Source organism: Williamsia sp. M5A3_1d (assembly GCF_053345315.1).
In genome coordinates this window covers 716195-741741 of sequence record NZ_JBKEZX010000001.1, presented here as the reverse complement: position 1 = coordinate 741741, position 25547 = coordinate 716195, and the positions used below count along the sequence as shown (strand labels likewise).

Below are 25547 nucleotides of genomic sequence, written 5' to 3'. Positions count from 1 at the left end.
ACATCGCCGACCGACCATCCCGCTTCCCCAGGAGTTCCCATGCGCCAGCTGATCGTCACCGCGTTCGTCTCACTCGACGGGGTCATGGAGGCACCCGGCGGGGAGCCCGGCTACCGCAACTCCGGGTGGACCTTCGAGGGCATCGAGTTCGACCCCGCGGCCTACGAGATCAAGGGTCGGGAGCAGCAGGAGACCGGGGCGTTGCTGTTCGGTCGCACCTCCTATGAGGTGTTCGCTCCGGTGTGGCCGACGATGGAGGAGTTCGCCCACATGAACACCCTCCCCCGCTACGTCGTCTCGACGTCGCTGGAATCCGACGACGAGCGTTGGCCGGCGACCATCCTGCGCTCGGTCGACGAGGTGGCCGAGCTCAAGAAGACCGACGGCGGACCGATCCTCGTGCAGGGCAGCGCAACTCTCGGTGCCTCACTCGCCGACGCCGGACTCGTCGACCGCTACCACCTGCTGGTGTTCCCGGTTCTCCTCGGCGCGGGCAAGCGCCTGTTCAGCGAGGCCGACAAGGACACCACGCACCTGCGGCTCGTCGAGAACGAGGCGTACGGCAACGGGATCACCAAGCAGATCTTCGACGTCGTCCACGCCGACTGACCGTTCAGGCGGAGGGGTACACCTGCACCTCGCCCGCCTTCACCGTCAACCACACGTCGGTGTCGGTGACGAGAGCGAGATCGGCGACGGCGGCCCAGGTCACCTCGGCGGTGATGTCGACACCCGAGACGGCGCAGCGCACCGCAGCCCTCGAACCCACCGGGGCGATCTCGCGCACCGTCGCGGCGAGGACGTTCCGTGGGCTCCCGTGCACGGGCGGATCGGTGTAGACGGCGACCGCCGACGGGTCGAAGATCGCGGTGACCGCGGCTCCGACCTTCGGAGCGATCTCGGCGCCGACCGCACCGACCACGCGGATGTCGCCGACCGTCACGCCCGCACCGTCCCACCGGCCCGCGATGAGGTTCAGTCCCGCGAGGCGGGCCGCGAAATCGTCGGTCGGGCGGGCGAGTACGTCGCGTACGGGCCCCTGCGCGGTGACCCGGCCGTCGGCCAGCACGAGGGCGGTGTCGGCGAGGGTCACCGCGTCGACGAGGTCGTGGGTGACCAGCATCGCGATGCGTCCACGGTCGGCGAGGACCGTGGAGACGAGGGTGCGCAGGCGTGCCGCGACGTCGACGTCGAGCGCGGAGAACGGTTCGTCGAGCAGCAGCACCGCCGGATCGGCGGCGAGGGCTCGAGCGACCGCGACGCGCTGCGCCTGCCCTCCGGACAGCTGGTGGGGCTTGCGGTCGAGCAGGTCGGTGACGTCGACCGCGTCGGCCCAGTGCTCGACGCGGCGTCGGATCTCGGTGCGGCCCAACCGTGCCGCAGCGGGCGCGAAGGCGATGTTGCGGGCGACCGTCATGTGCGGGAACAGCCGGGCACGTTGCCCGAGCAGCGCCACCGACCGGCGGTGGGGTGCGACGAAGGTGTCGCTGTCGGCGAGAGGTCGCCCGTGCACGCTGATCTCGCCGGACGCCGGGCGCAGCAGCCCGGCCACGAGGTGGAGCAGACTGCTCTTGCCCGCGCCGTTGCGACCGAGCACCGCGACCGTCGACCCGTCGGGCACCGTGATGTCGACGTCGAGGTCGGGGGCGACCGAGGTCGCCCGGATCCGGAGGCCGGTCACAGGGCCGCCTGCGCGCCCGGTCGACGCAGATGCACCGCGATCACCACGACGAGTGCGACCACGATGAGTACGAACGACAGCGGCAGCGCCTGCTGCGGATCGTTGATCTCGTCGACGTAGATCTTCAGGGGCGCGGTCTGCGTGACACCCGGCGCATTGCCCGCGAACGTGATCGTCGCCCCGAACTCCCCCATCGCCCGAGCGAACGCCAGCACCAGTCCGCTCAGGAGCGCCGGGGCGACCAGCGGGATGGTCACCCGCAACAGTGTGCGGGTCGGACCGGCGCCGAGGGTGGCGGCCACCTGCTCGTACGACGACCCCGAGACCCGCAGCGCCCCTTCCACACTGATCACCAGGAACGGCAACGCCACGAAGGTCTGCGCGAGCACGACCGCGGTTGTGGAGAAGGCGATGTCGATGCCGATCACCGTCAGGTGCTCGCCGATGAGGCCTCGGCGACCGAAGGCGTAGAGGAGCGTGATCCCTCCGACGACGGGCGGCAGCACCAACGGCAGCAGCACCAGGGCGCGCACGATCCGCAGCACGACACCGTCGGACCGGGCGAACACCACCGCCATCGGCACCCCGATGATCACGCACAGCACGGTGCTGATCGCGGCGGTCCGCAGGCTCAGTGCCAGTGCCTGCAGGGATGATTCGGAGGTGATCGACGACCAGAAGTCGCGCCACGGCAGACGCTGCGTGAGCGCGATCGGCGGGATGACGACGAACGCCAACCCGATCAACGCCGGTAGGTACAGCCAGCTGGGAACTCCGCGGACAGGCTTCACCGCCCGGCGCCGAACCCCAACTCGCGCAACACCTGCTGACCCGTGCTGCCGGTGACGAGATCGATGAACTGCTTCGCCTCGGTGCTGTGCTTCGTGCCCTTCACCGTCGCGATCGGGTACTCGTTGACCACCGCGGCGAAGGCGGGATCGTTCACCGTCGCGACCTTCGACCCGGCGGCCTTGGCGTCCGAGGTGTAGACGAGACCGGCGTCGGCCTGGCCGCTGGTCACCTTGGTCACCACGCCCGACACCGACGTCTCCTCGCTGGCCGGTCGGATGTCGACTCCGGCGTTGCGCTCGACGGTCGCCGCGGCGTTGCCGCACGGGACCTGCGGCGCACACAGGACCGTCGTGACACCGCTTCGGGCGAGATCTCGAACGGCGTTGATGCCCTTCGGGTTACCGGGCGCGGTGATGATGATCAGCACGTTGCGGGTGAAGGTCGTCGGGTCGACGGCCGCATCGCCGAGCGACGTCATCGTCTTCTCGTCGGCGGTGGCGATGACGTCGGCGGTCGCCCCCTGTTCGATCTGGGTGACCAGCGCCGACGACCCGTCGAAAGTGGTCGTCACGGTGACGTTCGGGTGGGCCTTCTCGAAGTCCTGCACGATCTCGGTGAAGCCCTTCTTCAGCGATGCGGCGGCGAACACCGTCAGCGTGACGGGCGAGCCGCTCGCCGACGAACTCGACGCGCCCGACGCGCCCGAGTTGTCGCCCGCCGAGCAGGCGGCAGCCAGGGCGGCGACGGTGATCACGAGGCCGGCGACGCGAATCCGGTTGCGGGTCATCAGTTCTCTTTCTCGAGGGAGCTGTCCGGGCGTTCGACGATGACCGTGGTGGCCTTGACGAGTGCGGTGGCCACGACGCCGACGTCGAGCCCGAGGTCGCGAACGGCGTCGGTGCTCATCAGCGACGTCACCTCGAACGGGCCGCACTGCATGGTCACCTGCGACATCACGGTGTCGGAGCGGACGTCGGTCACCAACCCGACGAAGCGGTTGCGGGCCGATCGCTCCACGCCGATGCCGTCGGCGACGGGGTCGGGGGCACGGCGGCTGGCCAACCGCGCGAGATCGGCGCCGTCGACGACGGTCCGACCGGCGTCGTCGGTCGACGACGAGAGTTCGCCGGCGGTGATCCATCGGCGCAGGGTGTCGTCGCTGACGCCGAGCAGTTCAGCGGCGCGTCGCACGCGGATGTGTTCCACCCGTCGGAGTCTACGCATACGCGTCGCCAGTCGGCTTTTTGATCCGCACGTGCGGATCTACTGCGGGATCACCGTCGCGGTGGGGCGTCGGGGCCGGGTTGACACCGCGGGCACCACCAGGTGCGGCGGCGTTCGGGATCGTTGGGCTCCTCGGCGACCACCCGGATGGGTGTACCGCACCGCAGGCACGGCCGACCGCGTCGCCCGGCGACCCAGTGCTGCTCTCCGCGGCGACTGTTGCCCGTGGTGACCTGATAGGCGCCGCGCACCGTCGCCGAGTGGTGGAGGGCTGTGCGGCCCAGGCGGAGGAGTGCGGGCACGTCGACCTCGCCGATCGGTGTCCACGGGTTCAGTCCACGCAGGAAGCACAGTTCGTTGACCCAGAGGTTGCCGAAGCCGGCGACGCACCGCTGATCGAGCAGGACCGCCGACACCGCCCGACCCGGCTCGGCCGTCATCCGGCGCACGGCCTCGTCGGCGTCGAAGTCGGCGCGCAGCGGATCGGGCCCGAGGTGTCCGATGACGGTGTGTTCGTCGCGGGTGCGGATCAGTTCGACGATCGGCATCGAGATGCCGTACGCCGCGGGGCCCTCACCACCGGTTGCCGAGGCGGTGCGCAGCAGCACCCGCACCTCGGCCATCAGGTCACGCGGCAGCCATTTGCCGGCCCTGGAGACGGTCCAGGTGCCGCTCATCAGCATGTGCGTGTGCAGCGTCAGGTCGTCGGAGAACCGGGTGAGCAGGTGTTTCCCGTGGGTGTCGAGGCCGAGCACCGTGTGCTCGGAGAGGTCGGCGGTCGCGTGCCGGGGGACGCGCAACTCGCCGCGGGTCACCACGCGGCCGACGAGTACGTCGAGCTTGCGGGCGGCCACATAGACGCTGTCACCTTCGGGCACTCCCCCATCGTGCCCGGCCCGCGTGCGTCGCGTGTCCGGCGGCCGATAGCGTCGTGTCCATGAGCCTGCGCATCCTGCTGACCAACGACGACGGATGGCAGGCACCGGGCATCACCGCCCTGGCCGAGGGACTCCGCGGGGCCGGGCACACGGTGACCGTCGTGGCGCCGTCGGGCAACCAGAGCGGGGCCAGCGCCCGGTTGAGCGCCGGTCGCGACCTCACCGTCACCCGTCCCGACGGCGTGGGTGACGTGTGGTCGGTCGAGGGGTCACCCGCCGACTCGGTGATCTTCGGGCTCTCCCAGGTGTTCGCGGACGCCGCCCCCGACATCGTCGTCTCCGGTGCGAACGCCGGTGCGAATGCGGGTCAGGCGGTGCACTTCTCGGGCACGGTGGGTGCTGCGGTCACCGCCGCGAGCTTCGGCGTCCCCGCGGTGGCGGTGTCGACCGACCTGCCGTGGGCCACCGAACCCGAGAGGGATCAGTTCGACGCGACGACGAAAGTGGTCGTGGCGCTGCTGGGTTGGGCCGAACCGAGGCGACTCGTGGCCGACGGGACAGTCCTCAATGTCAACGTGCCCGCACCCGAGCACGATGCGGGAGCACGGCTCGTGGCCACCACCCCGGATCGTTTCCCGATGGGGCGTATCGGCTACACCGGCGACGGACCGGACTACGCACTCACCTTCGAACCCGGCCCCGAACCGCTGCCGGGCACCGATGTCGCGACCATCCGCGGCGGCGACATCAGCCTGAGCATCGTGCCGGTGAGTGGACATCTCGACGCCGAGGTCGCAGTCCGGCTCGAGCGCCTCGCCGACGCCGACATCACCTGGCGCTGATTGGAAAGCGTCCCATTCGACGCCGGAACATCGGAGTAAACCAGCGATCATCCGGCCCGCGGCATCAAGACCAAACATTATTGCCGTTATTCAGTCCATCAATGCGAGAACTTGAGAATTCATAAAATCCGCGTCGCCTTGCGAGTTCCACCAAGACTCGCCGCCAAACCTGGCCATAAACTCCGTCGCGATGGCCCCGTTCAAAACCCCACCCAACCCAGGGCATGACTGCAAGATGACCTCCGCGAGGTGCTCGTCAATCCACACCCAAGGAAACTTCAGCTCGCATACAAGCTGCCAGTGCGCTTCATCAGCACCTGGGCGCAGCCAGTAGTGCCCCGCAAATTGTTTCGAGTTTCTTTCGTGTATCCAATCCAAAATGCCTTCACTAACACTCAGATTACTTACAAGAGCGACACGCACGGTGAGCTTCTCGATTTCATCGCTTACGTGGAAGAACACCGTGCCATCCCGCATCCAAGTTGCCATCGGGGTGTCAGAGCTCGGAAAAACTCCCCAATCGAACCCTAATTCGCCGTGCTGCAGTGCGAGCTGCGAGTGAAGGCGCTCGATCAAAATTTCTCTAACCGAAGTCATGGCAATAGCTTATATAACGTGGTTCACGACAACAGTCCTCTGAACAGTTGAGTCGACGAACCTGATCCACGATCATCTTTCCCGGTCACGCTAAGAGGCAGTATCACGGTATCGATTCGCGAGCCTGTAGATCTTCCCAAAGATGCATCAGTCCTCCTCGGATTAGAGTGTCTACGCACTCAATTTTAGCTGCGTCGTCAACAAACCCCGGAAGATCTTTTATGGCGAACCGACGAGTATTTTTCAGGAACACCACTGCGGGAGGAGGTAGGACCGGAAGCGATATAAGGCCTCCGGGATAATCGATGCGCGTGAAGCCACTGTCGTAGCGAAAACGAATCGTGCCCGAAATTGATCTTTCAATCAAAGAGTCAGTCGTAATATGAGCCAGCAGGTCTAGGGATTTAAAGTGTCCCGAACGCGAAGTAAATCTGTCAAAGTACTGGCTGACGTACTCGGCCCGCTGACGCCCGCTTACGGCTTTCGACAGGGAACTATTCGATAGGTCATTTGTACACATAAGTTCCTCGAGCGTCAGCGGCACGGGGAATTTATCAACTAACGTTTCATCGACCCCCAAGTCAGACCACGATAACGGCACGATTCCAAAGGTGATGTGTAATGACGAGCGTTCCCCGGTCAAGGCCTGGTGTGGACAGCCCTTCGGTAAGTACATCGTGTCCCCTGAGTTAAGCACCCTCTTCCACGACTCATTCAAGAAATCGGGGCGCGCCAAGCCTGGCTCGCGCTCCCCGACGTATGGCATATGCCCCACACGCCAATTCTTGGACCCCGACAGTTGAATTATGAAGACGTCGTGCGAATCGAAATGCGCCACGAACCCTTGCGATGCTGGCGGCGTCAAATAGATGTTCGCACTCACACGGCAGCCGAGCTCGGCTTCCAAATTGCGACAGATGACCGCTACCGCAGCGGACCTCTTCTCGACACAGTTTATGATTAGCGTATACCCGTCTGCGTAAGCAGAATAAACAGCTTGGATATCAATTCGGCCGTCATTCCGGTATGGGAAAGACAATTTCTCCGTAGTATCAGGCGACGTGGTCCGTACCAACTGCCCGTTCGCAGAATCCGTTTTCACGACGGTTGTGGTGAGAATCGAATCAATGTCGTCCAACGTGGGCATATCCGCAAAGTACCGCTTGTCTTTTCGCCCCACATGCAAAGGAGACAGACCGTGATAAGAATTGAAAAATTCGCCCGGCGTGACCGGGTCAAGGAGACGGAGAAGGGTTCCCTCACTAATTGAGTCTTTGCTCATCGCGATCCGGCCAGATCCGTGAGGTGTTTGGCGACCGCCGAGCTAATCGGCGCACCGGTTTGCTGTTCGATCCATAACCACTGACCATTCGGATTGCATTCTAAGAAGTAGGGTTCACGATCTCCGTCTTCCAGGAAGTCGAAGCATCCAAACTCAATATTCAGCCGTTCGAGAAACATTTGTATCTTGACGATTAACTGATCTGGAAGATCAATTATCTCGTGGCTTAACCTCTTAGTACCTATCCTGAAATCTAACCGTGTGAGGTCATCGACCTGACTGTCGATCCGACAGGCAAAGACCTCCCGACCCACACACACAACCCGGAGGTCGGCCGATTTGTCGATGTACTCCTGCACAAATGTAGGCATGGCCCCGATGCTAGCCCGTAACGCCAAAAGCTCTCGTTGATCAATGGTTCTAGTGAGAATTCCGTATTGATTCATAATTTCGATGTTTGAGTCCGCAACTCGACTAACCGAAAGCGAGCTGAGAGACTTTAACGCCACTGGACCCTGAATCCCCTCAGCAAAATCCAAGACCGCGTCTTCATCGTTCGAAAATCGAGACCGCACCGTGCGAAAGCCCAGCGTCTTTGCAACTCTTAGCTGGTGGAATCGACGAAATGCAAGACGCGTGGTGAGGGGGTTGTTGATCCACGGGACATCTTGCAGCACCGAATAGATACTTAGCATGGCTTCGTACGCTTCCGCCTCGAAGAATTGCTTTTCCGCGAATTCGTCAACCGCGAGGTGCGCAATAGACGGAGTTTCAGGTTTCCGGTACCAGACAGCGACTACATCTTCGATTTCGAACGACTGGCCGCTATCAATTATGGAAATTCGACCGGACCCATCAGCGGGAGTCAGATCAACAACGCAGTTGGTAAATAGGTCGTCGCTATTCAAGCGAATCATTTCGAGACCGCCCGCAGCTAGCTCTCGAAGGACCCCATTCAGATGCGTGTCTGGTTGACTTGTGATTGCAAGGACTTTTGGTTCACCCATAGATTAGCGCTCCCAATTTCATGGCCGCAGGAAGGCGAAGGCAGTCGCCTCCGCCTTCCTGCGCTCGTCGCTTGAGTGGGTCAGTCGTCCTTCTTGGAGTCTGCCGTAGAGTTAAAGGGCACTCCGATACTTTCGTCGATGTTGCAGTAGGACTGCTCCATCCGACCGATCGTCTCCTGAGTGGCCGCGTCGTATAGATGCGAAAGCGGTTCGCCCTCCGATTCGTTCATCGTGAGTCGGACCGGTGCCGCCGCAATGAGCGGTAACCCCGGTTCTCCCGGCTTGATCAGGTAATCGACCTTCATGAAGTCTCCTTCTTCATCGTGGTTGAATACCCGACGGTTCCAGACGGCTCTGCTAGTCGCTATAACCCGTTCAGTGGACAAAAATGTCTTGCTTGCTGATCCTGGGTACCGAGGCTGCGTAGAGTCGCCGCTTGACCTTCACTCAAGCGCCACACCGTTGCTCGTGTATCGGCGCGTCCGCGAAACAGAGTGGTTTCTTGAGCTCACCAGTAGACGCCGGGGATGAGCCGCGCGATGCGCTTGGCCGACTCCGGGAGTCCCGCGTTGGGGACCGGCACCGGCGGACGCGACGACTTCTTGCCACCCTTGTCCGCGCTCGACGACTCCACCGGCTTCTCGCCCTTGGCCGCGGCCGATTCCGGGAACAGTCGATAGGCCTGGTGCAGCAGGGCGTTCTTGAAACGCGGCGCGAACATCCCGGTGAACTCCGCGATGGTGCCGACCGGGGTGTCGATGCGGACCGGCCGCTTCTCCAGCGCGCGGATCACCATGTCGGCGGCGTCATCCGGCGACGACGTCGGCAACGACTGGTAGATCGTCGTCGGCGCGATCATCGGTGTCCGCACCAGCGGCATCTTGATCGAGGTGAACGTGATGCCGTCGTCGTGCACCTCCGAGGCGATCACGTCGCTGAACGCGTCGAGCGCGGCCTTGCTCGCCACGTACGCCGAGAAGCGCGGGACCTTGGTCTGCACACCGATCGACGAGATGTTCACGATGTGGCCGAACCGTCGCTCCCGCATCCCCGGCAGCAGCGCCAGCACCAGCCGCACGGCGCCGAAGTAGTTGACGCTCATGGTGCGTTCGAAATCGTGCATGCGCTCGGTCGAGTACACCACCCCGCGCCGGATCGACCGGCCCGCGTTGTTGACGAGGAAATCGACGTGATCGTGTTCGTCGAGAACCGATTTCACCATCATGTCGACCGACTCGTCGTCGGTGATGTCGCACGGATAGCCATGGGCGTCGCCCCCGGACGCGCGGATCTCGTCGACGGCCGCCTCGAGATCCTCGACCCCGCGGGCCACCAGGATGACCCGGGCACCACGTCGTGCCGCCTTGTGCGCCGTCGCCAGCCCGATGCCCGACGAGCCACCGGTGATCATCACCCGGCGCCCGGCGAGCTCGCCCGCTGGATTGGGGCGACGCGCGCGGTTCGGGTCCAGTTCGGTGAACCAGTAGCGCCAGAGCACGTCGGCGTAGTCGCCGAACTCGGGGACGGCCAATCCGCTGCCCGCCAACGCCTTCTGCGTCTTCTCCGACGAGAACACCGACGGGAAGGTGAGGTGGTCGATCACCACCGGCGGGATCCCGACCTGATCGAGGAGCAGGTCGCGGGCGATCTTGATGCCCGGCAGTTCACTGAGCCGCAGCGCTCCGGTCGAGATGGGTGCGGGCACCGAGCCCACCACGGTCGGCGCGCCGGCCGCCTTGGCCAGTGCACCGAAGATCTCGCGGGTCGACTGCGGACGCGGGTTGACCAGGTGGAACGCGCGGTGGTCGAGTCCGCTGGCGTGGATGAGCTCCACCATCGCCGACGCCACGTAGTCGACCGGGACCACGTTGGTGTCGCCGACCTCGGGCACCACCGCGGGCAGCAGTTGCGGCAGCGCCCCGAGGAGCCTGATCGCGGTGAAGAAGTAGTACGGACCGTCGATCTTGTCCATCTCGCCGGTCTCGGAGTCGCCGACCACGATCGCCGGCCGGTAGACCCGCCACCGCAGCCCGACGGCGTCGCGAACCATCTTCTCCGCCATGTACTTCGTCTCGTGGTACGGCGACGGCAGCCCCTGCCCGAGATCGAAGTCGTCCTCGGTGAACGGGCCGGCGTGATCGCCGGCGACGGCCACCGACGACACGTGGTGGAGCACGGCGTCGAGACGCAGGGCGAGGTCGATGACCGCCCTCGTGCCCTGCACGTTCGCCGCCTCGGACTGAGCGGCCGACGCCGTCATGTCGTACACCGCACCGAGATGGATGATGTGATCGGCCGCGGGCGGCTCGTCGCCGAGCCCGAGCTCGGGCTGCGTCAGATCACCCACGAGCGGGTGCACGCGATCGCCGCCGACCCACTCCGAGGCCATCCGCTCGATCCGCGGGACCGACGAGGCGCGCACGAGCGCGTGGACGGTTGCGGCGGGTTCACGCTCGAGAAGTCGGGCGACGACCCGACGTCCGAGGAAGCCGGTCGCACCGGTGACGATGTAGGTGGACATGATGTCTCCACGTTCGTTGCATTACGGGCACGTTGTCGGGCTCAATGGTCACCCACCCGGCGGTACCGGTGGACGGAGTTCGCCAAATCCCTGATCGGCCACAGTGTTGATACGGTCGCGAGGTGTCCGATCCCTACTCGTCCGGTGAGCGCGTCTTCGGACCGCCGCGGGGCACCTTCGACGCCGACTGGGCCGCCACGGCGCTGAGGTCGAACCGTCCGACCCTCGATCACCCCACCTCGGTGCGGTTGGTGGAGCTGGCGTGGGATCTGCTGCGCACCCGTGATCTGCGCGGCGATGCGCTGGCCGCGGCCCTGCACTCCGAGCACGACATCGACACCGACACCGCGCGCGACGTGGCGGCCGTCGCGACCGAGACGGCCGACTTCTACCTCGACCGGGGCTGACGGGCCCGGTCGGCGAGCCGCTCGCGCGCGATGTCGACGGTGTGCTGCAGGTCGACCCGCACGCCGCGGGTGATCGCGGCGGGCGTGTCGGTGGCGGCGATCGTGCGGGGTTCACCGATGACGACCTCGGCGTCGCGGCGACTCGCATCGGGGTAGGCGATACCGATCGACACCATCGCCACCGGGGTCCGCCGCGCGATGCCCGAGGCGATGTGTCCGACCCCGCTCGCGATGGGCAGCAACACCGCCGGGTTCTCGTTGCAGGTCCCCTCGGGAAAGATCGCGATGCTGTCGCCCCCGGCGGCCGCCCGCTCGACGCAGACATCGATCATCAGTCGACCCGCCGCGACGGCGGCCCGCATCTGGTGATCCCTGGGGCGGAAGACCGGTATCCCACCCATCATGTCGATCTGCGCTCGCTGCTTCGCGTCGGCGAACAGCTCGTCCTTGGCCAGGACACGGGTGTGTCCGATCCGTCGTCGGAGCGGTGACCGGAATGCGGTGGCGGCCAGCACGAACTGGTCGGTGTCGGAGAGATGATTGGCGCACACGACGCATCGCACGTCACTTCTCAGCAGCGCACGGATCTGCTCACGGGCGTCCGCCTGGTACCCGACTCTGGGCCGGTATCTGGCGGCGAGGTAACCGTAGGCGGCCCGCGCCCGCATCACCGGTTGCTGGTGCACGGCGTAGTGGGCGTAGACCTCGTCGGCGTTCTCCAGGGTGACGTCCACCGGTGGCCCCTGCCTTCCTCGAGTCAGTGCGTCGACCGGGCGAGATCGACCGCGTGCTGCAGGCGATCACGCAGCGCACCGGCCACGTCGGCGACCGCCTCGTCCTCGGACACGACGCGTGGGCGACCCAGCACCACCTCGGCGCCGACCCGGGTACCGGATCGGTAGGCGATCGCCATCGGGACCACCGCGACCGGCGCCTGCGCGGCGATGCCCACGGCGATCTGCGCGAACCCGGATGCGAGGGGCAGCAGCGTCGACGGGTCGACGTCGTTGCGCGTGCCCTCGGGGAACACCGCGATGCTGTCGCCGGCGACACCGCGGTCGACACACACCTCGATCATGCGTCGGCTCGCCGCCGCCGCGGTCTCTGGGTGGTTGTCGCGCGCACGGAAGACGGGGATGCACCCCATCATGTCGAGGTTCGCGCGTTGCCGGGGATCGTCGAACAGATCGTTCTTCGCCAACACCCGGATGTGGCCGATCAGCGCTCGGATCGGCGAGCGCGCGACGGCGGCGGCCGCGATGTACTGGTCGGTGTCGGCGAGATGATTGATGCAGATGACCAGCCTGACCCGGCCCCTCACGGCCTGCACGAGCTCCGCCCGCGCGTCGCCCTCGTACGACACCCGCGGACGGAACTTGGCCGCGAGCGCGATGTAGGCGAATCGCGCCTTCAGGCGGGGTTGCCGATGCACGGCGTAGTAGCCGTACACCTCGTCGACGTTGTCCAGGGTCACCGCGATGGGCGGCGTCGTTGCCATGAACCTACGGTACCGTAGGTTTCGGCTTTCGCCGGATTCTCCGCTCCCGTGACGACATCACCGATGAGTTCCGCGTATCGCGCCGGTCAACCCCTGCACCAGACACAGCCGCACCCGACGCAACCGCGACCATCCCGCCCGATCGCTCAGGAGCCGCTTCCACGGCCCCCGGTAACCGCCTCCCCGCCCGCCGTTGAGGCGATCGCCTCGTCGTGAAGGTCGGCGTCCGGACCAATGTCGCCGAATAAGCGCTCCAAAAGTCGTCTTTTCTCACTGACCTGTGGCCAGCGGAACAGATCGTCTAACGTCGAACTGAAGGAGAGTTCGTGCGGTCGTGCGCTCGGCGCCGACGCAACCGCGAGGTCAGGAGGTTGGTGGATGTCCGATGGTGAACGGCAGCCGCCGGGAGAACCCGATTTCTCCGAGCCGCGGCGCCAGCACTACCCGGCGCCAGTGTTCCCGGGTTGGCCGAACGCAACGGACACTGCTGCCGGGGGGGAGACAAAGTCGCAGCGACACAAACGTATTCGAGTACTTGCGATCTCGATGGCTGCCGCGTTTGCGCTGGTCGGCGTGGTTGTCGCAGGAGCTTTTTCGGCAAGTGACCGCCCAAAATCCGAGTCAGCCGCTTCGATGATCGAGCAGACAACCACCCCACCTTCGACCGAGACAAACGATACGTCTGAACTGGCGGCAGCGCCGTCGACTCGGCCGGTGATCGCACCGCCACCGGTAGCGGGTGCCGATACATTTGGGGTCGACTGCAGCTCTGGGTACTCGACACCCGGTCGAAGCGACTGGGGAACCCACTCCGCTCGCGGATCTGAGGAGACCTCGTGCGCCTTCGCGGCTAGCGTGCTGAGGGCATACCTCTCGGCGAACTCGACACCGTCGCCTGCGCCACGCACCATCACCGCTGCGGGCACAGTCTCGTGTCTGACGACGGGCGCTCGGTGCAGCGGCGACGACTTCGTGATGCAGTGCCAAGTTCTGGGTGGCGATCCGTGGAACACTTGCCAGGGCGGTAAGAACGCACGGGTGTACATCTACTGACATGGTTGCATTGACAACGCGATTCACCCTGTCCTCACTCTGCACTTTGATGGTCGCGTGCACCGGTTGCGCCACAGAACCACCAATCGCACTCGATGTAACCTCCCCTGCACGACCGGCAAGCTCGACTATGCGATCACAGATCCATCCGCCGTCAGCGTCGGGTAGACGCGTTCTCGACCAGATGTCTGCCGACTTCGCCCGGATCGAGGCCGACTCTGATGGTCTCCTGGGGGTGGCGATCGCAACCGACGCAGGAGTGCGCCGGTTCGGAGCAGACGTCCCGATCACGGCCTGGTCGACGATCAAGGTCCCCTTGGCCTTAGCCGCCACGAGCGCCTCGGGCGACGCCCGGACCGCCGGTCTTGTTGAAGCTGCGATCACTGAGTCGGATAATTCGGCCGCGGAATCATTGTGGAGCGAGCTGGGCGCGCCGACGTCGGCCGGGCGCGATGTCGAGAACGTACTCGCGGCGGGCGGAGACACGACGACCCGGGTACAGACCGAGAGGATCCGCATTGGTTTCACAGCTTTCGGTCAAACGATGTGGCCGATCGCTGAGCAGGCTTCGTGGGCGGCGCACATGCGGTGCATCAGAGGCGCACGCTTTGTCTACGAGCTCATGCGCAAGATCACTACATCTCAGCGATGGGGGCTTGCTGCCCGCGGCATGGCCGCGAAAGGCGGATGGGGCCCCGATGCCGACGGTCGCTATCTCGTGCGCCAGATGGCCGTTATCCCCGCTCGCGGGGCGAACATTGGGGTCGCCATCGCCGCAAGGCCCGACGACGGCACATTCGCCTCCGGTGTGCGCCTCATCGACACACTCTCGAACTGGGTGCTCAAATGGTCACCACGACTGGCGGGAACGGCATGCCGCAGGTGACGTCAGTGCGGCGGTCACTGCGCACGGACACAAGGCGGTCACCGACGAGCTATCTGATCGCCGCGCCTACCGGATAGCGCGGCGAGAGCGGAAGTACGCCGACGACTGCGGGAGCCAGAGCATCACCACCGCGAAGACTCCGAGCATCACGATTGCGATAGCGAGGGGCCCTAAAAGGAATCCGAACACAGAGAAGGCGGCCAACACGGTAGCGGTGACCCGCGCGCCGTTTCTTCCGGCCTTGGTGAGGAACGCGATGACGACATATACAGACGCGGTCGCGATCATCAGACCGGCGATCGTCAAGCTCACCGACGTCGCGACATTCTGCGCCCACGAGCCGACCTGGGCCGATGAGATGCCGGTGGGATCTTCGGACAGCAATCCGTCTGCGGCGTTCGTGGCCTGGCCCTTCAGGTCCAGAACCCAGGAGATCAGCATCACCGCGGACACGAGGCAGACCACGGCCGCCGCGAGCATCGCACCGAAACCAACCCAGATCGTGTTCGGCACACGGGTGACCGCGCTCACAGCCACAGGCAACCCCGGTCCCGCAGCGGCCGCGCCCGAGAGCGTCGACGGATAGCCGGCGCCGAAAGGATCTGCGGCGAACGAGCCCGTCGGGATCGGCGGTGGAGACCCGAGGCCTGCCTGTGCCCCGAACGGATCGTTTGACCGCCCGCGAGAAGGCCCGAATGGGTCACCTGCACTGAATGGATTGCTCATCATCTGATCTCTCTGATCGTGTTGTCACAGCTCACAAGACGCCGTTTCCGGCCAGTACCCACCGAATGGGATCGGTGCACCGGAACGGCGCGATCCCCTTGGCGTTGACCAACTCGCCGACCGGCGAGTCACCTAAGGCCGACACGGCGAAGAATCGGTGATTCGGCGAATCGACTCCCCCGCTTCTGCTTTCGACGGCAGCCACGATCGGTCCTGCATGCAACTTCATCAGGAGGCTTCTCGTCTCGTGGTGAAGCAACAGTCCGTCGTTGTCGTCGTACTGTTGCGTCTGGACCGGCTCCCGGTGAAACGCCGCACCGGGGTTTGACATGACCTGCCCCCACTCCGAACCCTCCACCCTTTCCAATGCTTGGAGTGCGTCGAACTTCGAGAGGATCACCGCCACCTTCGGACGACCGGACGCGATCTGCCGAGACAGATTGTTCAAGACCGTCTTCGGGTCGCCGCCGAGCCGCTGCTGCGAGGGGATGAGATCCTGGAGCTGATCCCTGATCTCCTGCGACTTCAGCGGGTCGAACATGAAGAAGACCGCATCGGCGTGGGCGAAGAACCCGAAATTCGTCCCTCCCGCCTCGACGTCCTCGAGATCTTCCCCTGCTACATCACGCATTACGAGATACCGCGTCACCCCGCCCCACACGCCGATGCGGAAGATCAAGGGCTCCCGTTGATGTGACCCCTCCACCTCAGCCTTGCGGGTAACGGCCAACAGACCCCGCTTCTCGTACAGCGGCTCGACGTAAACCTTTCTGAAGGTCTCTTGGGTCGCGGTTGTCGCAGGCTCCAGCGACGCACCAAGTCGCTCGAGAGCGGTCTCGAGTTGTTGGATTCCCACAGCTACGAAGAAGCTTTTCCCCGTCGCACGCGCGCCCGCCATCGCGATACAGGTCGCCTGCGCCGACCTCCAGCCAGCCGGATACACGTAGTGGCAGACCGAGCAGACCTCGGGCGCAGTGACCTCGCATTCCGGACACTGCGCGGCCTCAGCCTGAGGCGGCCAGAAGTCGCGATGCACAGACGCCCGCTCGAGGGACAGCAACGGACCCGAGGAAACAGGACCGCCGGTGAACGCCGTGGCAATCGGATCCGGGGCTGTCTCGCACCGGCCGGACTGGCACATCCACTTGTAGGTGTCCGGATGAATCCATGCGAAGCATCTCGGGCACTTGGTCACAGGTACGAACCTCCCGTGAGGGCGCCACACTGAGCGACCAAACCCGCGACCGCCGACCGCAAGGACTCGGGGGAAACGGTCGGGGGCGTCGCCTGCGACGTGATCATCACCGTGGTCGTCGCGGGCCGGGCGTCCGGGACCGCCTGCCCCTCCTTTGCGGCGACCAGGAGGTGGCGGCCTGGTCCGCCCGCGGAGTCACTCGTGGGTTCAGGCCAGTCGGCGGGTACAGCGTCCGATATGACGACGATGAACGAAGACTTTCTCGTGTCCCTGGGTACTGCTACGGAAGCACTCGCGAACCCGACTGCCATGGGCGAGCGGCGCAAAGCCGCGACGACCGCTCCGGGTACGTCGGCGGGCGAGTCAGTCTCGATCCAACCGGGGGATCCTGTCGCGATGCAGAATCGTGGCGTTGACCGGGGTGACACCACGGCCGCGACACCAACGACGACGTCACATGCTGCCGCGAGGAGTCCGCTGTTCATGACAGGCAGCATCGAAACAGACGGGTCCACGGCGATCCGGAGGTCGACCTGATCCGCTTCGGGTAATTGATCGACGCCGGCCAGAGCTCTCGCCTCACTACGAGCGCGGTTCCCTACCTCACCGAGATCCACATCGGGTGCGGCACGGAGTGCTGCGATCACCAGGCCCTCGGGTGAGGGTTCGATCGTGACCACGTCGAGCTTCTTCTCCCCGCCGACCGCAATCGGACCGAGCACGGCGCGGTCGGGGTCTGGATCTGCGTTGGATCGGTCCTCGACCGTCAACGCCAGATGGACCTCGGTGCCCAACGGGAACTCGGCGATGCCCGGGGCAGGCACGAGGCGGAGTACGACCGGCGTGACGATCCGGGGCAGGATCGCAAGTGTCGGCGTAGGCCGCACGACGTCCACACGCGCGTCGCCTGTAGGGATGACCTCCAGTTTGACATCGCCAGACGCCCCGGTGACCGTCATCGAGGCGACGAGCGGTCGGGTGGCGAACACAGCACGTCCGCTTCCTTCTAGTACGTATGTCGGCATCTGGTCATCTCCCGATCATCGGATTCGTATGCAAGTACTGGTTGGCTTGTCATTTGCGCCTCAGCTTGGACATCAGTCCGCCGGAACCGAGCCCTCGATCGTCGAGCCAGTGCCGGATGAGCTTGCGATGTTGCCCGAACACTTTGTCGGCCCCGTCATTCGACATGAGCCTCATCCGGGAGCCGAGGAGCACCTCCACCTCCTCTACGTCATGGGGTCCGCGATAGACCCCCCGCTCGACAAGATCGTTCACCACCGCGTCCAGCAGCGACTGGTCCCCGTCGTCCTCCTCGACAAAGAGTGAGCCGAACAGCTGCTCGATGGGGGTGGGGAGCCGGGATGGCTGCGCCGTACCCATGATCGCCGCGACCGCCAGATGCCCTTGGTCGATCAGCCGCCGTCGCGCAATTTCCGACAACGAGCTGATCAGATGCGGTCGAGCGGATGCATGCGCGTGCAGAACTATCGGTTCCAAGACATCGAGATCGAGATCAACCTCGGGATCGATGGTCATGGCAACCACCGCAGTGATCGTCACGGTCCTAGCGATTCCCGCCGCGTATTCCGACGGAGTAAACGATCTGAGTGACGTCAACACAGTCGGAAGCCGTCGTTGTAGGGACGTAAGTTCCTCGACGCCGATCTCCGACCACTGAGATCGGAGCCGGATCGCCGCCATCGCAACTCCGGCGACATCAGACGGAGACGGATCGGCAAGCGGGCGCCGACCGTTCTCGGGCGTATTCCATTCCGCACGAACCGCCAAATCCTGCAAATCTGATGACCAGGGCTCCGTAACAAGGAGCGAGCTGAGAAACCGCGCTGGCAACAGACTCTGGTGTGCGTCTGATGCACCGGCCAACAGCGAACTCAACAGACGAACGTCACGGAAGGGGAACCGAAAGACGGGAGACGGATCCGCCGGGACGACCAGCGGATTCGACGACTGCTCACACATCCGCGTCAGCACGAGAGGTGCATAACGTGCCATCGGTCGGGCCGACGACAGCTGTCCGTGCAATCCCATATAGGCCGCTTCCGCAGCGAGAACGAGGTCCGGCCGGCGCACGATGCCATCCGCGAGGCTGTCGGTGCGGGGCGGGTCAGGGAGTTGTGGGAGCAGCCAACTCAGGACCACTGTAGACAGACGCGACCCTATAGCGCCCTGATGAAGCGCAGGTGCGACAGCGATCACCGGTATAAAGATCATCGCCGAGGTCCTGGCGCTGACCGAGCCGCATCGATCCACGAAACCGTCTGCATCGGGCGAGACCAGAATAGGCACGACCGACCGATCGAACATCACCCGGCAGCGTTCCATGACAGGGAGTTGATCCGGCGCCATAGTGCCTGGGGTGGAACCGTGCTCGACATTAGTTGCGGTCGGGCCGATACACCCGCACCGCACCAAGAGGTCCAGCACCCGAACGAGTCGAATGGACGCATTCGCATCCGGACGAACGAACATCTCGTACAGACGGTCGACCAGTCGCCGGACGACGTCTGCCAGGTGGCGTGGGACCCATTCTGCCCGGGGAGGACTCGGGAGCGCAGGCACACGCTCGCCGGCAACCAGCCAGTCCTCGTCCGCGAGTGCGCGTTCCACGTACACGGCCAGAATCATCTCGACGCTGACGGAGTAACCCTCGGCGGTCGGCTTCGCACCGTCCAGCCACTCCCACGCGTCCTGAGCAGATTGACCTATCGCGCGACCAAGGAGACTCGCCGCGCTGTCGACCAGCGCCGCGATGGAGCGCAACCCCTCCGGTGAGTGGCGGGCGATGACCGCGGCGGCCTCATCGACGAGCTCGTCGTGCAAATCGTCGGTGGCGGCGACCGCCATGGCGACGGCCCATGCCGGATGTGTCTCGACCGGACCCAGAGCCGCTGCGACGGCGTCCTGCTTATGCAGGATGTCGTGCGCCACCTCGGTCGAAGTCAGTGCGCTCTGCGCCATGACAGACCATGGGGTCACCTCCACCACCGAGCCCGAGGAGGTCGTGTGCGGAGCTCCGCCGAGATCGCCGAGACCCGGGGTCTCATCGCCGGACACGACGACCAGGTTCTCGACCTCACCGAGGCGCGCGAGATCCGCAGTAGGAACTGCGACAAGATGGACGCCGCGAGCGATCACGATGGGGAGATCGTCCGCGCGTTCGAAGGTCGAGAAGTGGAACGACTTCGCCACCGGCGCCGACATGAAGTGTGTGACGCACCCTATCCACATCGCAGCGGCATCTGCGGACGCGACGCCGAGGACCACAGTGGGTCCGCCGGTGATCGCGGCCGCCGCGGCATCGAGCAGCACTGCCAGGACACCCGCTCGCCACTCCGTCGGATCGCAGAGAAAGTCGATGACACGGTCGCGGTTGACCTCGGTTCCTCGCCTCACACCCGGGGACGTGATGACGGCAGCGGTGACCTCTGCGGGTCCGTATGGCGTCAGCCAGTCCGGCGAGCGCCATAGGTCGATGGGACGAAGCGCCTCATCGTGGAGATCACCCCCGCGGGTCAGGATCAGGTGCGCGAAGACGTTACCGGGACGCCCCGAACCGTCCGCCCCTGCCGGAGCCGTGTGCCAGAAACCGACTCGTCCACTCTCCATCGCCGTGTAGACGAGCCGGCGGGGGAAGGCGTAGATGTCCTCGGGCGAGGGGTACTGGGGAAGAGGGTCCACCGTGTCGAAGGTTGTGGACACCCAGTACTTGAGCGCCATCTGCTCCGCATTGCTCAGAACCCCCACGGTCTGCTTGACCTGCCAACCACCGCCGTCGCCTGACCCGTCGTCGAATGACGAGTAGGTCATCTGCGCCGCGTCGCGCAACACCGCGTTCACGCCAGCCACCACATCGGCGGTCCCTGTGCCGTTGATCATCGTCGGCCCGACTGCCCGAGCGAGAGCTTCGCCATCGGAGGATCGAGGAGAGCAAACGTGCGGAGTCGCTCGGCGGGCAGCTGCGCGAACAGTCGGACGAATCCGGTGAGCCCCTGGAGGTCGACCTTGTACTGCTCGCCGTCAAAGGTTGTCGTGAGTCGCCGAGGTGAGAACTGTCGCATGGCGGGCACATCGGGTCGGTCCAACGGCGTCACAGACAACGCCGAGCCGTCGAATGCGCTCAGCGGGAGGCGGTCCAGGTTGTGCACGAGGACGAAAGGTGGTGATCCGTCGACGGCGACCTCGGCCGCGATACGCACGACGGCGTGACCGGAGTCCTTTCCGCGCTTGCGGATGGCCTCGATGTCATAGGAGACCCGTAAGAGGCCAGGGTAGTCCAGGGTGATCGGCGTGCCGAGGACCCGACGGGCGTTCGAGAACGCGACGGGCACGAGGTGCAGGGCGCATCCCCCATTCGGGAGCGGACTCGGCAGGTGAAGACCGCCGAAGCGTTCGTAGACACCCGACGTGACCTCGATTGGATGCCCACTGACCCCCGCCTCAGCGGAGTGTCCCCGGGGCGCGACGTACACCAGCACTGAAGCCGCCCCGTCAGGCCACTCGAATGTGACGATCTGCTTGTGGACCCGTTCGACGACCCTCGCGTCCTGGAGACGACCGGTACGTGTCTTCGAGACGGTCGAACCCACCCGCGCCTGTCCCGCGAGAACCGTCACCGCGGTGAAGTAGGCCCTGTTCCACTCGCGGGGCCACGGCACATCGCGCATCGCGCTCACACTGTCGGCACCTGCCACAATCGGATGCGCGAGCTTGTCTTCCGGCGAGAGACCTGCGAGCGCGAGTGAGCCCTCAGGGATGGCCGTCGAGTCCGATCCCGCGTTCGGGCCTCCGGTGGTCCTGAAGATGACCACCTTTCCTGCTGCGGGCGCCGTCCACGTCAGATCGAAACTCAGATCCTCGTGGTCGTTCGGAGAGGCCACCGATAGATCGGTGACAGGTTCGAGGACGGCCTTCACCTCGACGTCAGCCTGCGCGGGCGCCGAAAGGGTTGTTGTGCCATCGATTTCGACTTCTGCCCGCATCCGATACAGGTACCGACGACCGCGTTCTGCCCCGGTGTCAACGAACCCACCCAGGTTCGCGTCCGCGGAGCGGATCCGATACTGGGGGTCGTCGCCGCCGAAGGCCGCTCTCTCGATCGGGATCCGGTAGACCTGGACCGCGGATACCCCAGGAAACACCGACCACTCCCCGATGACACGACCTTCGTCCTCGCGGATCGTGATCTCGGTGACCGGCGCGACGATTGGCTGATTTGCCTGCAGGACAGGCTGTTCCGCGACCGCGTCCGCCGTATCGGACCCAATGTTGACCCACACCTGCAGATGGCGTACGGCAGAGGTGAACGGGATCGAGAAGCTCGCCGAGCACTTCGTCGTCGCGGTGACGAAGTCAGCCCTCTCTGGCGCGTATGGCGGATAGTCGTCACTGAAGACCAGTCGATAGACCGCGACCTGGCCGGCCGCGGTCTGCGCCTGCGGCCAGGACACCGCCGTTGCGGCCCCGCCGGCCCGCACACGGATGGAGTGGACGGTCTCCGGGGAGGTCGTGAAGTCGAACTCGGCAAAGTCGTCGGGCGAGAGTCCGACTCCGCTGTCGCCCAGCGCATCCGGCGTGGAATGAGACCGGTCCGCTCGGTCGGTCGCTGCCGGCGGTGCGGGCGCGGGGGCAGGCTGGGGTGTGAGCGAGGGATCCGCGGACAGCGGTTCGTCCGGCACCAGGGTGGGGGCCGACTGACCCGACCCGACAAACGCCCGCATCACCGACGCGATCTCCTCGGCAAGCGGCTGCGCAGACGGCGGGAGCTTCTCCCTGATCTCGTCCGCCTCCGTGAGTCCGAGCCGCGCGATCGGTACGAGGAACGACTCCTTCAGGGAGCCCAGCTCCCGACGGGCCGAATCAATCCCTTCTCGTCTCCACGCCTTGAGGGCATCCATCGCCGTGGCGGGCGACGCAACTGGTGAGGAATCCTTTCTTGGTGCGGGAGGTGGCGGCGCAACCTCGCCAGCAGGTCGACTGAGCTCATCCGGCATCTGTGCCACGGGATCGTGCACTCCCATCTTCACTTGGTGCAGCAACCATTCGAGTGTCGGTCGCCATACCGCAACTGCCTCGTCGGAGTCATCGACTCCGAGATAGTTCTTCGCTGCGATGTGCTGAATCGCCTCCACGCTCGGCACCCCGAGACCCGAGGCCTCGACTTGGGATCGCCAGTTCAGGAGGACCTTCTGCCGCTTCTCCGCCGTCACCGAACTCACTCGCCTGCAAAACCCAGGTCAGAAGACATATCCCGCCCCCGGAGCCTCGACACCTGCCGGTGTCGACGGAGAAGTGGACGACTCTTCGAACGGATCGTCCGCAGCGCTCGCGCCCACCCCGCCGCGTCGAGGCGTCGCGGACTGGTCCGTGGTCACGAAACGGAAGTCGAACTCAGGAAGCGCTTCGCTCAGCTGTGTCGCGACACCAACCGATCCCAGCCCGGTGCGGACTACACGTCGGAAGGTCGTCGCGATCCGGTTCCTTCCTGCGGCCACAGCGACATCGGAGAACAATGCGTCGTCGAAGTACTGCACTCCGTGGTCCTCTGAGTCGATCCCGGCCATGAAATCCTCGATTGACGACTCCTGGAGCGCACCATCGGTCACCGTCGTGACCCGCTGAATCAACGTCGCAGCGACTGCCGATCCTGGAGAGGTCAGCGAAGCCACGACCTTGGACCACAGCGCCTCGGAACCTTCGTCGGTGACGGCCTCATCAACGATCCTCCGTGCGAACAGGTCCAGGGCTGACCCAGACCCGACCCCGGGCTCGGAATAGATGAGACGCGGGTTCTCACGCACATCCTGGCCGACCGCTCCTATCCCGCGACCGGCCGAAACAAGACACTCCTGCCATACCGAACCGAGCCAACCGACAGTGAACAACTCGCGTCGATAGTGAAGACCTGCGTCGGCCACGACGTCTTGATCAGGATGTGCCACAGCAAATTTCGTGCTTAGAGGCAGACCGTACCCGATCAGCGGCGACATGTTCTCGGTGTCGTCATGCACACCGAACGGACGACGAAGAACCTCGCCGACCACAGTCGCCCAGGACTGGTACTGCCCGTGCGCGAAAGCCATGCGTCGTAGGTCGCGGACGGCGGCACGCAGGTTGGCCTTGTCCGCCTCGGATTGCGCTTCGTCGGCCTGCCGTCTCGAGAGCTCCTGGAAGAGATCCCGCTGGCCCCGGACGAAAGTGATCACCACTGTGATCATCCACACGACCAGAGTTGCGACCGCAAGGCCAGCTCCTACAAGGGGATTGACGATCCGGATCCCGGCGAGAACCACGAAGGTCGCGACGACGACCGCGAAGACCACACTCACGATCTGCAGCAAGCGCGCGAGCGCGCGTTGCCGATTCTGTGCCTCGGCGCCAGGGTCGCCATGAGCTGCGCCGGTCGCGATCCGGGCGAGGAGCCCTTGGATCTCGCGGCGGCAGGCGGTGATCTCCCCGAGGAGGATGGACCCAACCCGGGCCCCGTAGCTGGCGCTGTGGCGCGCTGCCCACTTCCTTAGTTCCTCGAACGTCGCACGCGCCGCCACGCCGACCATCGGGTCCGCCTCCGCAGCACGGAGGCGGTTGGCGAGGTCGGTGAGCCGGTGGCCCTCGTTCGCTCCGATCGACGTCGAACCGACGACGGCCGCGACCGGCCCGGCGATGTCGAACTTCTCCTCCGCCGATGCGACGCAGTCCGACACAGACCTCAGGACGCCGCGCTGGGCGCCGATCTGAATCGGGGGCATGCCCTGCACGCGCTCTCCACCATCCGCCAGAGTCATCGCACCGCCGACGAAGTCTTCCCACACAGGTCCGAGATCGGGCAATGCGCTATGCGTGCGGTCCCCGGCCACCTCTGACAACGCATCGTCCATGCGCGAGGCGGCCGCACCGATCTGGTCGAGATCCGCAGGGGACCCGGTCGCGTCGATTCCGTTCACGACGACCGAGTAGGCCGAGTCGCCAGTCCCGTAGACGGTGGTGTGTACGAGCTGAGCAGCACGGGTGGACGATCTCCGCACGATCGATGCATACCACTGCCCCGGAGCGTTCTTGAACGCCGCGACGAGGAAACTCGCCAACATCCTAATCGCGGCCCAAACACCGATCTTCTCCGGAGCCGTGGTCGTCGGCGCGATGCGCGCGGACCTCAGCACTGCGCGATGCTTCGTCCATAGAGCCCGCGCCATCTGATCCGCCGCGAGCGCAGGATCGTCCACGTGGCGGACACTTCCCACCGCGGACCCACGCGGAACGGGCAACGTGTTGCCGGTGTCGAAAACCGCGCGCCGCAGGGCGGACTCCGCGTCGTCGGTGTCGAATCTGCGGTAGAACGAGCGGCAGACCCGGATCACCTGCCCGGGCGCCGCGAGTTCGGCGTCAAACGGTCCGTCGGCGATGTCACCCCACAGCCCGACGATGCTCGCGATCGCCGGAGCGGTGTGCCGACCGACAGCGACCACGTCAGACGTGTCACTCAAAACGACACGGCCCGCATTCGGCCCACGTGCATCCTCCGCTGCGATCAGGGTGTTGTGCCACCCCTCAACCGCGATGCTGGTTGCAGCAGGTGATCCCGACCGCGCGACGATGGCGCGCACACGAGTCATCGACGCGGCACCCGCGGAGGTCGCGAGCAGGTCGTCCACGAACCCGATCGCCGAATCAGCCGGCGCCATCGCACCCGCGACGAGCGGGACCACCACGCAGAGGCGGGTGCGTGCATGGTTCCGGGACGCGATGATGTCCGCGAGATCCACACGCCGCGCAGTACCGGCGTCGACCTCTTGCGCCACTACGGAAGAACTCACGACATCGCCGCTGTCCACCCAGTAGAACCTATCGGTCAGGCCCCCCGCAGACAGATCTCGGAGTGCATCCAGGACGGCTGCGCCCACCGCAGACGAGCCCAGGAAGACGGTCAGATCGGTCATT

Annotated in this window: 22 protein-coding genes; 4 read left to right on the top strand and 18 right to left on the bottom strand. The window is 65.2% G+C overall.

The genetic code is table 11. The features are described 5' to 3' along the window. The first annotated feature begins 39 nt into the window (after positions 1 to 39). Positions 40 to 609 carry a dihydrofolate reductase family protein gene (locus ACLBW1_RS03535; protein ID WP_447810116.1) on the top strand — a complete coding sequence of 190 codons (570 nt, stop codon included), beginning with the start codon at positions 40 to 42 and terminating at the stop codon, positions 607 to 609. A 4-nt stretch (positions 610 to 613) separates the two neighbouring features. Here the strand turns inward: ACLBW1_RS03535 and ACLBW1_RS03530 are convergent, their stop codons facing one another. The 5 genes from ACLBW1_RS03530 to ACLBW1_RS03510 are packed head-to-tail and all read right to left on the bottom strand — an operon-like array spanning position 614 to position 4575. Then, on the bottom strand, positions 614 to 1681 hold the full coding sequence (locus tag ACLBW1_RS03530) for a sulfate/molybdate ABC transporter ATP-binding protein (protein ID WP_447810115.1): 1068 nt from the start codon (positions 1679 to 1681) through the stop codon (positions 614 to 616). Further along, on the bottom strand, positions 1678 to 2472 hold the full coding sequence (locus ACLBW1_RS03525) for an ABC transporter permease (RefSeq protein ID WP_447810114.1): 795 nt from the start codon (positions 2470 to 2472) through the stop codon (positions 1678 to 1680). Before ACLBW1_RS03525 ends, ACLBW1_RS03530 begins: the two co-directional genes overlap by 4 nt. Further along, complete coding sequence (modA, locus tag ACLBW1_RS03520) at positions 2469 to 3260, bottom strand: molybdate ABC transporter substrate-binding protein (protein ID WP_447810112.1); 792 nt, start codon at positions 3258 to 3260, stop codon at positions 2469 to 2471. Before modA ends, ACLBW1_RS03525 begins: the two co-directional genes overlap by 4 nt. Then, on the bottom strand, positions 3260 to 3697 hold the full coding sequence (locus ACLBW1_RS03515; RefSeq protein WP_447810110.1) for a TOBE domain-containing protein: 438 nt from the start codon (positions 3695 to 3697) through the stop codon (positions 3260 to 3262). The genes modA and ACLBW1_RS03515 overlap by 1 nt, the downstream gene beginning before the upstream one ends. Before the next feature lie 50 nt (positions 3698 to 3747). After that, the gene (locus ACLBW1_RS03510) at positions 3748 to 4575 is read right to left on the bottom strand and encodes a DNA-formamidopyrimidine glycosylase family protein (protein WP_447810108.1); all 828 of its coding nucleotides are present in this window, start codon (positions 4573 to 4575) and stop codon (positions 3748 to 3750) included. Between the two features lie 59 nt (positions 4576 to 4634). On the opposite strand from ACLBW1_RS03510, the gene surE reads away from it, so the two are divergent. Beyond that, the gene (surE, locus tag ACLBW1_RS03505; RefSeq protein ID WP_447810107.1) at positions 4635 to 5417 is read left to right on the top strand and encodes a 5'/3'-nucleotidase SurE; all 783 of its coding nucleotides are present in this window, start codon (positions 4635 to 4637) and stop codon (positions 5415 to 5417) included. Positions 5418 to 5507: 90 nt separating this feature from the next. Here surE and ACLBW1_RS03500 read toward each other — a convergent pair whose 3' ends face one another. The 5 genes from ACLBW1_RS03500 to ACLBW1_RS03480 all read right to left on the bottom strand — a co-directional run bounded on the left by ACLBW1_RS03500 (position 5508) and on the right by ACLBW1_RS03480 (position 10824). Further along, positions 5508 to 6014 carry a hypothetical protein gene (locus ACLBW1_RS03500; protein WP_447810106.1) on the bottom strand — a complete coding sequence of 169 codons (507 nt, stop codon included), beginning with the start codon at positions 6012 to 6014 and terminating at the stop codon, positions 5508 to 5510. Between the two features lie 103 nt (positions 6015 to 6117). Continuing rightward, on the bottom strand, positions 6118 to 7296 hold the full coding sequence (locus tag ACLBW1_RS03495; protein WP_447810105.1) for a cupin domain-containing protein: 1179 nt from the start codon (positions 7294 to 7296) through the stop codon (positions 6118 to 6120). Next, complete coding sequence (locus tag ACLBW1_RS03490) at positions 7293 to 8303, bottom strand: MvdC/MvdD family ATP grasp protein (protein ID WP_447810104.1); 1011 nt, start codon at positions 8301 to 8303, stop codon at positions 7293 to 7295. Before ACLBW1_RS03490 ends, ACLBW1_RS03495 begins: the two co-directional genes overlap by 4 nt. 80 nt (positions 8304 to 8383) lie before the next feature. Beyond that, positions 8384 to 8608, bottom strand: a complete 225-nt coding sequence (locus ACLBW1_RS03485; protein WP_447810103.1) for a hypothetical protein — start codon at positions 8606 to 8608, stop codon at positions 8384 to 8386. A 203-nt stretch (positions 8609 to 8811) separates the two neighbouring features. After that, a complete protein-coding gene (locus ACLBW1_RS03480; protein ID WP_447810102.1) occupies positions 8812 to 10824 on the bottom strand; it encodes an SDR family oxidoreductase in 2013 nt (670 codons plus the stop codon). A 122-nt stretch (positions 10825 to 10946) separates the two neighbouring features. Between ACLBW1_RS03480 and ACLBW1_RS03475 the strand changes: the two genes are divergently transcribed. After that, on the top strand, positions 10947 to 11231 hold the full coding sequence (locus ACLBW1_RS03475) for a hypothetical protein (RefSeq protein ID WP_447810101.1): 285 nt from the start codon (positions 10947 to 10949) through the stop codon (positions 11229 to 11231). Here ACLBW1_RS03475 and ACLBW1_RS03470 read toward each other — a convergent pair. Both ACLBW1_RS03470 and ACLBW1_RS03465 read right to left on the bottom strand, forming a co-directional pair. Further along, entirely contained in the window at positions 11213 to 11965 is a 753-nt protein-coding gene (locus tag ACLBW1_RS03470; protein WP_447810100.1) for a 1-acyl-sn-glycerol-3-phosphate acyltransferase, read from the bottom strand. The two genes, ACLBW1_RS03475 and ACLBW1_RS03470, sit on opposite strands and share 19 nt — an antisense overlap. A 23-nt stretch (positions 11966 to 11988) precedes the next feature. Beyond that, a complete protein-coding gene (locus ACLBW1_RS03465; protein WP_447810099.1) occupies positions 11989 to 12729 on the bottom strand; it encodes a lysophospholipid acyltransferase family protein in 741 nt (246 codons plus the stop codon). A gap of 1237 nt (positions 12730 to 13966) precedes the next feature. Between ACLBW1_RS03465 and ACLBW1_RS03460 the strand changes: the two genes are divergently transcribed. After that, complete coding sequence (locus ACLBW1_RS03460) at positions 13967 to 14668, top strand: hypothetical protein (protein ID WP_447810098.1); 702 nt, start codon at positions 13967 to 13969, stop codon at positions 14666 to 14668. A gap of 66 nt (positions 14669 to 14734) precedes the next feature. Here the strand turns inward: ACLBW1_RS03460 and ACLBW1_RS03455 are convergent, their stop codons facing one another. The 6 genes from ACLBW1_RS03455 to ACLBW1_RS03430 all read right to left on the bottom strand — a co-directional run bounded on the left by ACLBW1_RS03455 (position 14735) and on the right by ACLBW1_RS03430 (position 25546). After that, positions 14735 to 15199, bottom strand: a complete 465-nt coding sequence (locus tag ACLBW1_RS03455; RefSeq protein WP_447810097.1) for a hypothetical protein — start codon at positions 15197 to 15199, stop codon at positions 14735 to 14737. 226 nt (positions 15200 to 15425) lie between these two features. Then, the gene (locus ACLBW1_RS03450; protein WP_447810096.1) at positions 15426 to 16589 is read right to left on the bottom strand and encodes a hypothetical protein; all 1164 of its coding nucleotides are present in this window, start codon (positions 16587 to 16589) and stop codon (positions 15426 to 15428) included. Further along, on the bottom strand, positions 16586 to 17614 hold the full coding sequence (locus ACLBW1_RS03445) for a hypothetical protein (protein ID WP_447810095.1): 1029 nt from the start codon (positions 17612 to 17614) through the stop codon (positions 16586 to 16588). Before ACLBW1_RS03445 ends, ACLBW1_RS03450 begins: the two co-directional genes overlap by 4 nt. A 49-nt stretch (positions 17615 to 17663) precedes the next feature. After that, positions 17664 to 20489 (bottom strand): GAP1-N2 domain-containing protein, encoded by a 2826-nt coding sequence (locus ACLBW1_RS03440; protein WP_447810094.1) that lies wholly within the window; start codon positions 20487 to 20489, stop codon positions 17664 to 17666. Then, entirely contained in the window at positions 20486 to 22507 is a 2022-nt protein-coding gene (locus tag ACLBW1_RS03435; RefSeq protein WP_447810093.1) for a hypothetical protein, read from the bottom strand. Before ACLBW1_RS03435 ends, ACLBW1_RS03440 begins: the two co-directional genes overlap by 4 nt. A gap of 339 nt (positions 22508 to 22846) precedes the next feature. Continuing rightward, positions 22847 to 25546, bottom strand: coding sequence for a hypothetical protein (locus ACLBW1_RS03430; RefSeq protein ID WP_447810092.1), 2700 nt, complete (start codon positions 25544 to 25546; stop codon positions 22847 to 22849). Between the last annotated feature and the right edge of the window lies 1 nt (position 25547).